This is a genomic window from Arthrobacter sp. 01T428, from assembly GCF_056398685.1.
In genome coordinates this window covers 66,921-81,492 of sequence record NZ_JBFTPW010000001.1, presented here as the reverse complement: position 1 = coordinate 81,492, position 14,572 = coordinate 66,921, and the positions used below count along the sequence as shown (strand labels likewise).

Here is a 14,572-nt window from a genome sequence, read left to right as displayed (position 1 = left end):
AGCCAAGCAGTGAGCCCGGTCCCGGGATCAAACCTTGCTGAGGCTGTCTTCGTCGTCGCCGCTCTTGTCGGAAGCCGCGGCCTTGTCGGACATAGCGGCGTTCCCGGCCACAGCGGCTTTCGCCGATGCGAACTTCTCGTTCAAGCGGGAGTGGCGCTGTCCATAGGCAAAGTAGATGGCAAGTCCGATTGCCAGCCAGATGGCGAAGAAGATCCAGGTCTCCACTGCCAGGTTTGTCATCAGGTAGACGCACAGGACGGCAGAGACCACGGGAAGCACCTTGCCGAACGGAACCCGGAAAGCCGGCTTCAGATCTGGACGCTTCTTACGCAGGACCAGGATGCCCAGGCTCACCATGACGAAGGCCGAAAGGGTACCTATGTTGATCATTTCCTCGAGAAGATCCACGTTGGTCAGGCCAGCGACGATTGCCACGGCAGCGCCGCAGATGATCTGGAGGCGGACCGGCGTCGAACGCTTGGCACTGGTCTTGGACAGCGCGCGCGGGAGCAGGCCGTCACGGCTCATGGCAAGGACCACCCTGGCCAGGCCCATGAGCAGCACCATGATGACGGTGGTCAAACCGATGAGCGAGCCAAACGCAATGACCTTGGCCGCGTCGGTGTTTCCAACCGCCTCGAAGGCCGTGGTCAGGGTGGGGTTCTTGGCTTCGGCCAGTTGGGTGTAAGACACCATGCCGGTCAGGGCCAGGGAGACCAGGATGTACAGCAGCGTCACCAGCGCCAGGCCGCCGAAGATGCCCCGTGGCAAGGTCTTCTGCGGGTTCTTGACCTCTTCCGCTGAGGTGGCGACAACGTCGAAGCCAATGAAGGCAAAGAACACCAACGCTGCGCCGGCAAAGATGCCCAGCGTTCCGTACTGCGCCGGAACCGCACCAGTGAGGAAGCCGAAGAAGGACTGCTTCATGACATCCGCGCCGTCGTTGCCCCCGGTAGGCTGCGATGCCGGGACGAAGGGCGCGTAGTTGGAGAACTTCACGTAGGTGAACCCGACAACAATCACGAACAGCACCACGGCGATCTTGATCAGCGTGAACACGTTGCCCACCCGTGCGGAGAGCTTCGTGCCAAGCACCAGGAGCACCGTGAAGATCGCGACAATCAGGAAAGCGCCCCAATAGAGATCCACGCCGGCGATGTTCACGGCCGGAGGCATATCCACACCCATGAGCGCAAAGACTTTGCTCAAGTAGATTCCCCAGTACTTGGCGATCACCGCAGCAGCGGTAAAGAGTTCAAGGATGAGGTTCCAACCAATGATCCAAGCGAGGACTTCTCCCATCGTGGCGTAGGTGAAGACGTAGGCGGACCCAGCAACAGGGATCGCGGTAGCGAATTCGGCGTAGCACATGATGGCCAAGGCACACGTGACGGCCGCGACGGCGAAGGAAATCGTGACGGCCGGGCCGGCGAAGTTCGCAGCCGCCTTGGCACCGACGGAGAAGATCCCGGCGCCGACGGCAACGGCGACGCCCATGATCATCAGATCCCACGTGCTGAGGGAACGCTTGAGCTTGCGTCCGGGCTCATCGGCGTCCGCAATGGACTGCTCGATCGATTTGGTCCGGAAGAGGTTCATAGAAGAGTCCACAATCTTGATGAGGTGGTAGAAACAGACTCATCAAGAGTAGTGTCCAGCCAATGGACCCCCACATTTGTCCCGAATCGTGAGACACAAGCACGGTCCATCTTCAGAGATTGGAGACGTTCCAATCCATCAACGTGGAACGAATAAGGAAGCGCTTCCCCTCAGGCGATTCCACTGAGAACCCACTCCCGCGGCCGTCCACTACGTCCACCGTCAGATGGGTGTGGGACCAGTAATTGAACTGCTCCCGGGACATCCAGAACTCCAGGAGCTGCGGCCGCTCGGGCTCGCCAATATCGAAAAGTCCGAGCAGAACGTCCGAATCACCGGTGATGAATTCGCCGGCGGGATAGCACATGGGTGAGGAACCGTCGCAGCAGCCACCCGATTGGTGGAACATGAGGGGACCGTGTTGCTCCCACAGCTTCCGGAGCAGTTCGATGGAAACGGCGGTGAGCGCCACCCGGGAAAAGTCTTCCCCGGGCAGTGTCACTGCGGCGTCAAGCCTGTTGCGGGGCATTAGAACCTCAGCACCACGCGGCCGTCGATCTTGGCATGCTTCATTTCGTCAAAGACCGCGTTCACCTCGGAGAGCTCCCGCGTGGACACGGTCGGGTGGATCTTGCCCTGCGCGTAAAAGTCCAGGGCTTCCTCCAGGTCCTGGCGTGTTCCCACGATCGAACCACGGACGGTCAGGCCCTTGAGCACGATCTCGAAGATCGGCGCGGGGAAGTCTCCCGGCGGGAGTCCGTTGAAGACGATGGTCCCGCCACGGCGGGCCATGCCGATCGCCTGCCCGAACGCCGAGGGGTGCACCGCCGTGACCAAGACGCCGTGGCAGCCTCCGGTTTCCCGTTGAATGACTTCCGCAGGATCTTCGTGCAGCGCGTTGACCGTGAGCTCGGCGCCGTGTTTCCTGGCGAGGGCGAGCTTGTCGTCGGCGATGTCCACAGCGGCAACCCGCAGGCCCATGGCCACGGCGTACTGGACTGCGATGTGTCCCAGGCCGCCGATGCCGGAAATAGTGACCCATTGGCCCGGCTTGGCCTCGGTCATCTTCAATCCCTTGTAGACCGTGACTCCGGCGCACAGCACCGGGGCGACCTCTACGGGGTCCGAACCTGCCGGGATCCTCGCAGCGAACCGGCTGTCCACCAGCATGTACTCACCGAAGGAACCGTCCACGCTATAGCCGGCGTTCTTCTGGGCTTCGCACAGCGTCTCCCAACCGGTCCGGCAGAACTGGCAATCGCCACAGGCGGACCATAGCCAGGCGTTGCCCACCAGGTCCCCGACGGCAAGGTCGGTGACGCCCTCGCCGAGGGCAACCACTTCACCCACGCCTTCGTGGCCGGGCACGAACGGCGGTGAAGGCTTGACCGGCCAGTCCCCCTCGGCGGCGTGCAGGTCTGTGTGGCACACGCCGCTGGTGATGACCTTGACCAGCGCTTCTCCTCGACCGGGCGTGGGAAGGGGAAGTGACTGGATCTGAAGGTCTTGTCCGAATTCTGTTACTACGGCTGCTTGCATTGTCGTCGTCATTGGCGAAATCCTTGCGTCGTTAAAACTAGATGTGCGGTGTAGGTGCTGCTTTCCTGAGGGGTGGCCAGGGTGGGCCGGCGGGGAGGGATCTGTGCTGGTCCCGCCCCGCCAGGTCAAATGAGGCTTAGAAGAAGCCGAGTTTGTTTTCGTTGTAGCTGACCAGGAGGTTTTTGGTCTGCTGGTAGTGGTCCAGCATCATAGCGTGGTTCTCGCGTCCGATGCCGGAGGACTTGTAGCCGCCGAACGCGGCACCGGCCGGGTAGGCGTGGTAGTTGTTGACCCAGACGCGGCCAGCCTGGATCTCCCGGCCTGCCCGGTAGGCAACGTTGCCGTTGCGGGACCAGACGCCGGCGCCGAGTCCGTAGAGGGTGTCGTTGGCGATCCCAATGGCGTCGTTGTAGTCGCTGAACTTCGTGACGGACACGACGGGGCCGAAGATCTCTTCCTGGAAGATCCGCATCCGGTTGTGGCCTTCGAAGATGGTGGGCTGGACGTAGTAGCCGCCGGCGAGGTCACCGGAAAGCTCGGTCCGGGCGCCGCCGGTGAGGACCTTCGCGCCCTCCTGCTTCCCGATGTCGATGTAGGAGAGGATCTTCTCCAGCTGGTCGTTGGAGGCCTGGGCACCGATCTGGGTGTCGGTGTCCAGCGGGTTGCCTTGGATGATCTTGTTGGTCCGGGCCACGGCGTCGGCGATGAAGGAGTCGTAGATGCCTTCCTGGACCAGGGCGCGGGAGGGGCAGGTGCAGACTTCGCCTTGGTTGAAGGCGAAGAGCGTGAAGCCTTCCTGGGCCTTGTCGTAGAACGCGTCGTTCTGCGCGGCGACGTCGTCGAAGAAGATGTTAGGGCTCTTGCCGCCCAGTTCCAGGGTCACGGGGATCAGGTTCTGTGACGCGTACTGGCTGATGAGCCGGCCCGTGGTGGTCTCGCCGGTGAAGGCGATCTTGCGGATTCGCGGGCTGGAGGCGAGCGGCTTGCCGGCCTCGACGCCGAAGCCGTTGACAACGTTCACGACGCCGGCGGGCAGCAGGTCGGAGATGAGTTCCATGAGGACCAGGATGGAGGAGGGGGTCTGTTCGGCGGGTTTGAGGACGACGGCGTTGCCCGCGGCCAGGGCCGGGGCGAGCTTCCACACAGCCATGAGGATCGGGAAGTTCCACGGGATGATCTGGCCCACGACGCCCAAGGGCTCGTGGAAGTGGTACGCGGTGGTGTCCTCGTCCAGCTGGGACAGGTGGCCTTCCTGGGCACGTATCGCGGAGGCGAAGTAGCGGAAATGGTCCGCCGCGAGGGGGATATCCGCGTTCAGGGTTTCGCGGATCGGCTTGCCGTTGTCCCAGGTCTCGGCGACCGCCAGCAGCTCGACGTTCTCATCGATGCGGTCGCCGATCTTGTTCAGGATTGCGGCGCGTTCGGTCGCGGAGGTCTTGCCCCAGGACGGTGCCACCTTGTGCGCGGCGTCCAGTGCCAGCTCGATGTCCTCGGCCGTGCCGCGGGCCACCTCGCAGAAGGCCTTGCCGGTCACCGGGGTGATGTTCTCGAAGTACTGCCCCTTGACCGGGGCAACCCACTCGCCGCCGATCCAGTTCTCGTAACGGTCCTTGAACGTGACCTTCGAACCCTCGGCACCCGGCTGTGCATAAACAGTCATCTGTAGCTCCTTTGCTGCGCATGATGGTGGCTTTGCTGTGCCATCAGCGTAGGAGCGGGGAGGTTGCAAGCAGGTTGCAACCTTGTGGTTCAGATCACGTCGGGGCAGTACTCCCCTGCCGGGCCGGAAAGCTAGAGACCTGCAGGGAAATTGTAGGAGCTCGGAACCGGCGAAGGTGCGGAACCGAAGGAGAGCACCACTTCGTCGTGGGCCTTGAGAACCACGTCAGACACCGGCGCACTCTGTTTTACGCCGTTCAGGTATACGGTCCAACCTCCGGTTCCGCCGTGCGGTGCTCCGGTGGCATCCTTGCCGTCCAACACTCCCCATTCGCTGAGGACCTGGCCGAGCGTGTACTTCAGGCCGGCGGTGGGCGCTTCGATGTGGATGACGCCAGTCGTGTCGTGGGTGTGAAGTGCCGAGATTCCGTTGGGTTGCCCGTCGGCCCCGAAACTGAAACCAATCTCGGCCGGGACCGTGACGGCTTTGCCATCCACCAGGACGTCCAGATGGGCGTGGTAGTGCTCGGCTGTGCCTTCGGCGGTCAGGATATCCAGACCTGCGGCCTTGATTCTCTGGGCGCCCGCCGCGGGATCAAGTCCCCAGTCGGCGGCAGCCGTGGTGGCCGAAGCCGAGTGCGTGGCCGAAGTCGAAGGCGTTGCCGACGCGGGCGCTGTCTGGGCGGGTGCCCCGCAGGCTGTGACTCCGGCAAGGAGTCCGGACATGGTCAGGGCAACGGCGAGGCGTTTGTTCAACACGGAGGAAGCTTCTTTCGTTTGGCTCGCTTCTACGATACGGTCCAAAACTCCGTATTGCCCGAGTGCCACACGAGGGCCCGCCTCAGGCCGACAGTTCGCTTTCCAGTCGTTCTAGCTCGGCGACGACGGCGGCCCGCTTCGGCGAGCGCGGCGGCAGGAGCCTGAGGGCGGCAAGCCGGACGTCGACGTCGTTCTTCGCCTCGGGCAGTCCGGCATACTTGAGCAGCGCCTCGGCACTGCCGTCGTTCAGGACCGCCTCGCGCAGGAGCGCCGAAACCTTCTCGCGGAGCTCCACGATGCCGGGCGCTTCCGAATGCGGAAGGACGGCGCCTTTGTAGATCTCCAGCGCGATGCGGTGGGCGCCCCGCTGCAGGCAGGACAGAACCTGGGCCGCATCCTGGCCAAGGTCGATCGGGAGCCGGTAGGGGCGTGATTCCGGGACCGCGGCGGGGTCGAGCTCGTGGAGCACCTTGCGCAGGCGCACCATTTCGGCCCGCAACGTCACGCTCGAGCCATCCCCCGGATAGAGGGCCAGGGCGAGCTCCTCGGCACTGAGCCCTTCGGGACGGGTTCCCAGCAACGCCAGGATCTCGCTGTGCCGTGCGGACAGCGGAATGCTGCGCCCTCCGATGCTCAACAAGGCCTGGTCCCGGCCGAGCAGCTGGAGGCTGTTCCGGTACAGTCCTGTCCCCTGGCGTGAGCCGACGGCGGAAGGCGAGTTCCGGCGTCGGGCAGGCGCAGAGTGCTTAGTGGCCGCGAGTTGGAGCCTTTCCACCCGTAATTGCGCCTGCGCGGCCGCCACGGTTGCTTCAACGAGGGAAAGTGTGTGGGGTGCGACGGCCGCTTCCGTGCCGGTGATGTCGACGACGCCGAGCAGGGCTCCGGAATCAGGGTCATGGAAGGGCACCGCGGTGCAGCTCCACGGGTGGACGGAGCGCTTGTAGTGCTCGGCACCGGAGATCTGGATTCCACGGCCCAAGGCGAGCGCCGTGCCGGGCGCACTCGTGCCGACCGCGGCTTCGGACCAGTCCGCGCCGGCGACGAACATCATGCCTTCGGCGCGGCGCCGCATCGCGGGATTTCCGTCTACCCACAGCAGGCGGCCCAGCTCGTCCCCCACGGCGACCAGCAGCCCGCTCTCATAGCTGGGCTGGATGAGGAGCTTCTGGATGACGGGCATGATGGTGGCCAGCGGGTGTTGGCGGCGGTATTCCTCGAGCTCGTCGAGGTCGATGACCAGCGGCGCCTCGGGCTGGTCCGGGTTTGCTTTGAGCTGGGCGGATCGCTGCCAGGATTCCTTGATCAGGCTGCGTAGACCGGGAAGCTCCGTGGCGTCGGGAAGCCCGTAACGCCACGATTCCAAGCGTTCGTGCCCGGCGCGGGCATGACGCTGCAGCAGCTCGGCGGCGTCATTGACCGATTCTGCCGGATGGATCGGATTCTTCATCGAACTCCCAAAACCGGACGCAGCACAGTACGGGCCAGTCTAGTTGCGACGCAGGGGTTTGTGTACCCGCTCACTCCGGGTGGATTTCGTACGACTCGACGTCACCCAACGCTTCGATCCGGGGTACGGGCAAGCCGACTTCCGCGACGAGTTCCGCGAAACTGTGGCCGCTGCTGAAGCGGTCAAATGTTGCCCTGTCCGGGCAGGTGTCGTAGACCGAGATGCCACCCTCAGTGGATAGGCACACGTGGATCTTCAACGCACCGGGTGGCAGGAGGCCCACCATGCGCTGGTGGCCTTCCAGCAGTTGAGCGGGATCTCCGTCGAAATGGTAGACGCCCATGAACATTGCTTCTCTCCTGTCGTGCTTCAGCTTGAGTGCGGTGCCGCCAACGCCCGCTCGAGGGCTTCAGGTTTGCGGTCCGCCCAGGGTGCGGCCTTCTCGAGCTGGCCCGCCAAGCGAAAGAGCGTGGCCTCGTCTCCGAACCGGCCAAGGAAGGACATGCCCACCGGCAGGCCGGCCGAGTCGACTCCGAGTGGCACCGACATGGCCGGGTTGCCCGAGATGTTGGCATATTCGCCGTCGAACATGAGGAAGCGGCCCGCTTCGCGCTCGCCGCGCAGCGGTTCTTCCTCGGTTCCATTCAGCGTTCCGAGGGGCAACGGTGGCCAGCCGACGGTGGGTGTCATCCAGACGTCGAATTCCTCGAAGAATCCAGCCAGGCGGCGGCTGAAGCGCTGCAATTCCCCCATGCCGAGGAGATACTGGCCACCTGTCAGAGCCCGCGAGCGCTCGAAGTCGGCTGCGGTGAACGGCTCGATCTCACCGGCTTCCGGAGGCCTACCCATCCGCTGCGTCCAGTACGCCTCGATCCACGCGATCGCGCCACCATAGACGGCCCTGACCGCCCGGTGCCCGGCCCGTCCCAGGCCCTCGGGGTGCGCTTCCGTGACACTGTGGCCCAGCCCGGCCAGCAATTCCACGGTTTCCTCGAACACCCCTAGGTAGTCCGGATGCACTTGTTGCCCGGAGTTGGGCGTCGCGGTTGCGGCGATGCGAAGCTTTCCAGGAGCAGTTCCGGCCTCAAGCAGGAATGGCCGGGCCCGGGGCGGCGCCCAATATGGATCGCCGGGCGACTGACCGGCCGTCGCGTCAAGGAGCGCCGCCGAATCACGAACGCTCCGCGTCAGCGCATGTTCGACGGCGAATCCCCCGGCCACGTCGCCATACTCCGGGCCCATGGGAACCCGTCCGCGGGTCGGCTTGAACCCGAAAACCCCACACCAGGCGGCCGGGTAGCGCAGGGATCCGCCAAGATCGTTCCCGTGCGCCATGGGGACCATTCCGGAGGCGACGGCGGCGGCGGACCCGCCGCTGGAGCCGCTGGTGGACAGCCCCAGGTCCCAAGGGTTTCGGGTGGCACCATGCAAGGCCGGCTCGCAATGCGGGCTGAGCCCGAATTCCGGTGTGTTGGTCTTCCCGAGGATCGCAAGTCCGGCTTGGCGGTACCGGCGGGCAAGTTCCTGGTCCTGGCTTGAGACGTTGTCCTTCAACCAGCGGGAGCCTTCGTTGAAGGGAGCTCCGGCGATCTCGAGCGAGAGGTCCTTCACCAGGAAGGGAACCCGGGGAAACGGAGCGCCAGGAGCCGGGCCTTCTGCTCCGGGCTCCAGGTGCGCGACGATGCAATGCAGGACCGGATCGATCTCGCGGATACGGTCACGGCCGGCGTCGAGCAGTTCGCCCGGCGAGATCGCGCCGCTCTGCACCAGTTCTGCCTGCCCGACGGCGTCCGTCCAGCGGAGCTCCTCGTCCATGGCTCATTTTAGGACCGGTCGGCCGGGGCCGCTAGGCGCGGTCCGCGAGCCGATGGGCGCGGTGCGCGGCTAGCCGCTAGGCGCGGTCCGCGAGCCGTCAGGCGCGAGCCGCGTCCCCTAGCCGCGCGAGATCTCGATCATGTGCTCGCGCGGGACCACCTTGATGCGTTCGCGTACGACGCCGGCGTCCGGGTTTTCGGCGGTCCATGCGGCACCGAGGGCTAGTTCGTGCGCATCGAGCTTGTTCCAGCCTTCCCAGGTGGTGTACTCGATACCCCGCTCTTCCAGGAGGTTGATGATGGCCTGCGGGTCCGGGTTTTCGGCCGGGGGCAGGGTGAGGCGGTCCTCCAGGAGGCAGCCGATGGTTTCCAGTGCATCGCCCTTGGTGTGCCCGATCAAGCCGACGGGTCCGCGCTTGATCCAGCCAGTTGCGTAGATACCGGGCACCGGCTTGCCGTCGGCGTCCAGCACCCGTCCGCCGTCGTTGGGAATGACGCCGCGGCGGGCATCGTACTCAAGCTCGTCCAGCGGCGATCCGTGGTAGCCGATGGCGCGGTAGACCGCTTGGATCGGATAGTCCACGAACTCGCCGGTGCCCTTGACGTTGCCCGTGCCGTCCAGTTTCATGCGCTCGAACTTGATACTGGAGACTTTCCCGGAGCCGTCTTCGGAAACGATCTCCACCGGGCTGTGCAGGAAGTGCAGGTGCAGGCGGCGGGACGAGGGCTGCTCGGCTTCGGCATGTTCTTCGACGAGCCAATTGGTCAGCGTGTTGACCATGGTCTTGATCTGGTTGTTGCTGCGGATCGCCTCGTCCGAGGCTTCGTCAAACTCGAAATCTTCCGGGTACAGCACAATGTCCACGTCGTTGGAGTGCGAGAGTTCGCGCAGCTCCAGCGGAGTGAACTTGATCTGGGCGGGGCCACGGCGGCCGAAGACGTGCACATCCGTGACCGGGGAGGCCTTGAGGGCGGCATAGACGTTGTCCGGGATTTCGGTCACCAGGAGGTCGTCGGCGTGCTTGGAGAGCATGCGGGCCACGTCCAGCGCCACGTTGCCGTTGCCGATGACCGCCACTTCCTTGGCATCCAGCGGCCATTCGCGGGGCACGTCGGGGTGTCCGTCGTACCAGGAGACGAAGTCGGCGCCGCCGAAGGAGCCTTCCAGTTCGATTCCCGGGATGTTCAGGTCCGCGTCCTTGATGGCCCCCGTGGAGAAGATCACCGCGTCGTAGAACGAGCGGAAGTCGTGCAGCGTAAGGTCGCGGCCGTACGTCACGTTGCCGAGGAAGCGGATGTCTCCGCGGTCCAGGACCTTGTGAAGCGCGTTGACGATGCCCTTGATGCGGGGGTGGTCAGGGGCTACGCCATAGCGGATCAGGCCGTACGGCGCAGGGTATGCCTCGAAGAGGTCGATGCTGACCTCAACGTCGCCGTCCTTGACCTCGTTCGATTTGGTCAGGATATCCGCGGCGTACACGCCGGCCGGTCCTGCGCCGACGATGGCGACGCGCAACGGACGTTTTGAGGTGGTTTCGGCCGAGTTGGACACCGTGAACCCTTCTGAGACGGGAATCCGCCCCGCGTGGTGGGGCGCGCAGTTTCCAATTCTAGTTCTCAGTTGCGGCCGGAGTGTCAGTACGTGGCGCGAGGTGACACAACGGGGCGAGGAAACTCACAATAACTTTCCGGCCGTACGGTCAGGAATACCTCCGCAATATGTGATGTTCTTGACTTTGTGTCTACGCCCGAGCAAACCGCGCCCGCCCCGTCCGCCACCCCCGCTTCGAATGCTGCAACTGCAGCTTCCGCCGCTGCCACGGCGAAGAAGGAGACGACGGCGGGCGTCGTCTTCGGTATCGGGGCCTACGGTCTGTGGGGGCTGCTTCCGCTCTACTTCCTGGTGCTGCACCCCGCCGGAGCGGTGGAAATCGTCGCCAACCGGGTGGTGTGGTCGCTCATTTTCTGCGCCCTGCTCATCACCATCACCCGGACATGGCGCCTCCTCGGCAACGCCTTCAGGGACCGGGCGGTCCTTGGCCCGCTCGCCATCGCTGCCGGGCTCATCGCCATCAACTGGTTGACCTACACTTTCGGCGTTACCACCGGCCACGCGGTCGAAGCCTCGCTCGGCTATTTCATCAACCCGCTCGTGTCGGTCCTTCTTGGGGTGTTCGTCCTGAAGGAAAAGCTCCGCCCGCTCCAGTGGGCCGCCGTCGGGATCGGCTTCATCGCCGTCGGGGTCCTGACGGTCTCCTATGGCAAGCTGCCGTGGATCGCCCTGGTCCTGGCGTTCAGCTTTGGACTCTACGGATTCGTGAAGAAGCGCGTGGGGCCGAAGGTCAATGCCATCACGAGCCTCACGGTGGAGACTGTTGTCCTCGCTCCGATCGCCGGCGCCACCATGATTGTCCTCGGCCTCACGGGAGCCGGAACATTGGGAAGCAACGGCCCGGGCCATTTCTGGCTTTTGGCGGCTTCGGGCATCATCACGGCCGTGCCGCTCCTGTTCTTCGGTGCCTCCGCACGCCGACTGCCCATGACCACCATCGGCCTGCTGCAGTACTTCGCGCCGGTCCTCCAGTTCATCGTGGCCCTGGCCGTCTTCCACGAGGCCATGACGCCGGACCGCTGGGTGGGCTTCGGGATCGTGTGGCTGGCCCTGCTGCTCCTGACCCTCGACATGCTGCGCACGGCACGCAAGAACTCGGTCATCAGGAAAAGCGCACGCCTCAGCGCGGCCTAGTCCGCTTCCCTGCCTGGCGCCCATACCGGACATGCCCCTCGTTAAACGCCAAGGATGGACATAGTCAGGCTATGTCCATCCTTGGTGCGTAGAGGTGGGCATGTCCACCTGAAGGTTTGCGGCTAAGCGTTGGCCTTGATGGCCGCTGCCAGGACCTCAAGGCCGTCCAGGAGCAGTTCGTCGCTGATGACCAGCGGCGGCAGCAGACGGATCACGTTGCCGTAGGTACCGCAGGTCAGGATGATGACGCCTTCCTGGAGGCACGCCGCGGCAACGGCCTTGGTCAGTTCAGCGTTCGGCTCCTTGGAGCCGGCCTGGACCAATTCGATCGCCAGCATGGCACCGCGTCCACGGACGTCGCCGATGACCCCACCTGCAGAAGGATCAGCCGCGAGTTCGCGCAAGCGGCCGAGTGCGACTTCCTCGATGTGGCGGGCGCGGGCGTTGAGATCGTGCTGCTCCATGGTGCCGATGGCAGCAAGGGCTGCAGCACAAGCAACCGGGTTGCCGCCGTAGGTGCCGCCGAGGCCGCCCGGGTGGACGGCGTCGAGCAGGTCCGCGCGGCCGGTGATCGCGGACAGCGGGAGACCGCCGGCGATGCCCTTGGCCATGGTGATGATGTCCGGGACAACACCCTCATGGTTGACGGCGAACCATTCACCCGTGCGGCAGAAACCGGACTGGACCTCGTCGGCAATGAAGACGATGCCCTTTTCCTTGGCCCAGGCGGACAGTGCTGGCAGGAAGCCTTCAGCGGGAACGATGAAGCCGCCCTCGCCCTGGATCGGCTCGATGATGATCGCGGCAACCTGGTCGCCGCCGATCTGCTTCTCGATCATGGTGATGGCGCGCTTGGCGGCCTCCGCACCGGTGATCTCCGGGTTTTCCTCGCGGAACGGGTAGCTCATCGGCACGCGGTAGACCTCGGGCGCGAACGGTCCGAAGTTGGTCTTGTACGGCATGGCCTTGGCGGTGAGTGCCATGGTGAGGTTGGTGCGGCCGTGGTAGGCGTGGTCGAAGGCGACGACGGCGTCACGGCCGGTTGCCAGGCGTGCCACCTTGACGGCGTTCTCCACTGCCTCGGCGCCGGAGTTGAAGAGCACGGTGCGCTTCTCGTGGTCGCCCGGGGTAAGGCGGTTCAGCTGCTCGGCGACGGCGACATAGCCCTCGTACGGGGTAACCATGAAGCACGTGTGGGTGAAGTGCGCAGCAGCGTCCTGGACGGCGGCGACGACGGCGGGGTCCGAGGCGCCGACGCTCGTCACCGCGATGCCGGAGCCGAGGTCGATGAAGGAGTTGCCGTCGACGTCGCGGATGATGCCGCCGTCGGCGTCCTCAACGTAAACCGGCACGCCCGAGGACACGCCGGCGGCGACGACGGCCGCGCGGCGTTCGTTCAGGGCCTGGGACTTGGGGCCGGGGAAGGCGCCGTTGATGCTGCGCTTCTGGTTCAGGCGGTAGGTGATTTCATGTGCTGTTGCGGTCATGATGGTTCTTTCTTTCTTATGCTTGCCGTGTTTGGGCGTCGGGCGTTGCGCCTGAGTCAGGCATCTGAGTCATGCGTCCAGCGCACTCATCACGTGCTTGATGCGCGTGTAGTCCTCGACGCCGTACATGGACAGGTCCTTGCCATAGCCGGACTGCTTGAAGCCGCCGTGCGGCATCTCAGCGGTCAGCAGGATGTGCGTGTTGATCCAGACCGCGCCGAAGTCCAGGTCGCGGCTCATCCGCATGGCGGTGCCGTGGTCCGTGGTCCAGACGCTGGATGCCAGGGCGTATTCGACGTCGTTGGCCAGCTCGAGTGCCTCGGCCTCCGTGGTGAACTTCTGGACGGTGATGACGGGGCCGAAGGTTTCCTTCTGGACGACGTCGTCAGTCTGCTTGGCGCCGGTGATGATGGTCGGCTCGAAGAAGAAGCCCTTGTCACCCGCACGGTGGCCGCCGGTTTCGATCTTGCAGTTGGCCGGAAGGTGCTCCACCACCGAGTTCACGGCGTTGAAGTGGTTCACGTTGTTGAGCGGGCCGAAGTAGTTCTCGTCGTCGTTCTGCGAACCGGTGTGCAGCGTCTTGGTGTGCTCCACCATGGCGGCAACCATGTCGTCGTGGATGGAGTCCTCGATCAGCACACGGGTGATGGCCGTGCAGTCCTGGCCGGCGTTGAAGAAGGCGAATTCGGCGATGGCGGCTGCGCTCTTCTTGATATCGGCATCCTTGAAGACGATGGCCGGGGCCTTGCCGCCGAGCTCCAAGTGGGCACGCTTGAGGCCCTTGGCCGCTCCACTGGCTACGGCAATGCCGGCGCGGACGGAACCGGTGATCGAGACGAGGCCCGGGACCTTGTGCTCAACCATCATGGAGCCCGTGGCCCCGTTGCCGAGGACCACGTTGAGGACGCCGGCCGGGAAGATCTCCCCCGCAAGACGTGCCAGGACCAAGGTGGATTCCGGAGTGGTGTCGGAGGGCTTGAGGACAACGGTGTTGCCTGCTGCGAGGGCGGGGCCGATCTTCCAGATGCCCATGAGGAACGGGTAGTTCCACGGTGCAACCTGGGCCACGACGCCGATCGGTTCGCGGCGGACGTACGAGGTGTGGCCCTCGAAGTACTCGCCGGCGGACTTGCCTTCCATGATGCGCGCGGCGCCCGCGAAGAAGCGGAGCTGGTCTGCGCCCGCGGCAACTTCCTCGGACGCGATGAGGGCGCGGACCTGGCCGGTGTTGCGGTGCTGCGCCTCGACGAGCTCGTCGCTGTTGGCTTCGATGGCATCAGCGAGCTTGAGCAGCATGAGCTGGCGCTGGCCAGGCGTAACATGCTTCCAGGACTTGAAAGCTTCCTTCGCCGCGTTCATGGCAGCATCGACGTCGGCCGCGGTGGAGATAGGCGCGTGGGCGACAATCTCCCCGTTGGTGGGGTTCACGATGTCGAGCAGTTCGGTGCCTGCCGGCGTGACGAACTCGCCGTTGATGAAGTTCTGCAAGGTTTGGACCACGGTGTACAACCTCTTTCGGTGT

At 64.6% G+C, this 14,572-nt stretch carries 12 protein-coding genes; 1 reads left to right on the top strand and 11 read right to left on the bottom strand.

Annotation, left to right across the window (positions count from 1 at the left end; all coding sequences use genetic code 11):
* Positions 1–27: 27 nt before the first annotated feature.
* The 9 genes from AC1DJB_RS00345 to AC1DJB_RS00305 form a co-directional block, all read right to left on the bottom strand.
* A complete protein-coding gene (locus AC1DJB_RS00345) occupies positions 28–1,599 on the bottom strand; it encodes an amino acid permease (RefSeq protein WP_306959028.1) in 1,572 nt (523 codons plus the stop codon).
* A 112-nt stretch (positions 1,600–1,711) separates the two neighbouring features.
* Entirely contained in the window at positions 1,712–2,128 is a 417-nt protein-coding gene (locus AC1DJB_RS00340) for a DUF779 domain-containing protein (RefSeq protein ID WP_059387249.1), read from the bottom strand.
* Positions 2,128–3,150, bottom strand: coding sequence for an alcohol dehydrogenase AdhP (gene adhP / locus AC1DJB_RS00335; protein ID WP_284990979.1), 1,023 nt, complete (start codon positions 3,148–3,150; stop codon positions 2,128–2,130). Before adhP ends, AC1DJB_RS00340 begins: the two co-directional genes overlap by 1 nt.
* A gap of 124 nt (positions 3,151–3,274) precedes the next feature.
* Positions 3,275–4,798, bottom strand: a complete 1,524-nt coding sequence (gene exaC / locus AC1DJB_RS00330) for an acetaldehyde dehydrogenase ExaC (RefSeq protein WP_441432622.1) — start codon at positions 4,796–4,798, stop codon at positions 3,275–3,277.
* Between the two features lie 131 nt (positions 4,799–4,929).
* Entirely contained in the window at positions 4,930–5,556 is a 627-nt protein-coding gene (locus AC1DJB_RS00325; RefSeq protein WP_306959030.1) for a hypothetical protein, read from the bottom strand.
* 82 nt (positions 5,557–5,638) lie between these two features.
* A complete protein-coding gene (locus tag AC1DJB_RS00320; protein ID WP_476909829.1) occupies positions 5,639–7,003 on the bottom strand; it encodes a GAF domain-containing protein in 1,365 nt (454 codons plus the stop codon).
* A 70-nt stretch (positions 7,004–7,073) separates the two neighbouring features.
* Complete coding sequence (locus tag AC1DJB_RS00315; RefSeq protein WP_332602763.1) at positions 7,074–7,346, bottom strand: hypothetical protein; 273 nt, start codon at positions 7,344–7,346, stop codon at positions 7,074–7,076.
* Positions 7,347–7,372: 26 nt separating this feature from the next.
* A complete protein-coding gene (locus tag AC1DJB_RS00310; RefSeq protein ID WP_332602762.1) occupies positions 7,373–8,818 on the bottom strand; it encodes an amidase in 1,446 nt (481 codons plus the stop codon).
* Between the two features lie 117 nt (positions 8,819–8,935).
* Positions 8,936–10,369 (bottom strand): FAD-dependent oxidoreductase, encoded by a 1,434-nt coding sequence (locus AC1DJB_RS00305; RefSeq protein ID WP_441432625.1) that lies wholly within the window; start codon positions 10,367–10,369, stop codon positions 8,936–8,938.
* A 186-nt stretch (positions 10,370–10,555) separates the two neighbouring features.
* Here AC1DJB_RS00305 and rarD point away from each other — a divergent pair, with 186 nt between their 5' ends.
* Entirely contained in the window at positions 10,556–11,563 is a 1,008-nt protein-coding gene (gene rarD, locus AC1DJB_RS00300) for an EamA family transporter RarD (RefSeq protein WP_441438161.1), read from the top strand.
* A 122-nt stretch (positions 11,564–11,685) separates the two neighbouring features.
* On the opposite strand, the gene gabT is transcribed toward rarD, so the two are convergent.
* On the bottom strand, positions 11,686–13,050 hold the full coding sequence (gene gabT, locus AC1DJB_RS00295; RefSeq protein ID WP_441432627.1) for a 4-aminobutyrate--2-oxoglutarate transaminase: 1,365 nt from the start codon (positions 13,048–13,050) through the stop codon (positions 11,686–11,688).
* Between the two features lie 69 nt (positions 13,051–13,119).
* Positions 13,120–14,550 (bottom strand): gamma-aminobutyraldehyde dehydrogenase, encoded by a 1,431-nt coding sequence (locus tag AC1DJB_RS00290; protein WP_059387244.1) that lies wholly within the window; start codon positions 14,548–14,550, stop codon positions 13,120–13,122.
* Between the last annotated feature and the right edge of the window lie 22 nt (positions 14,551–14,572).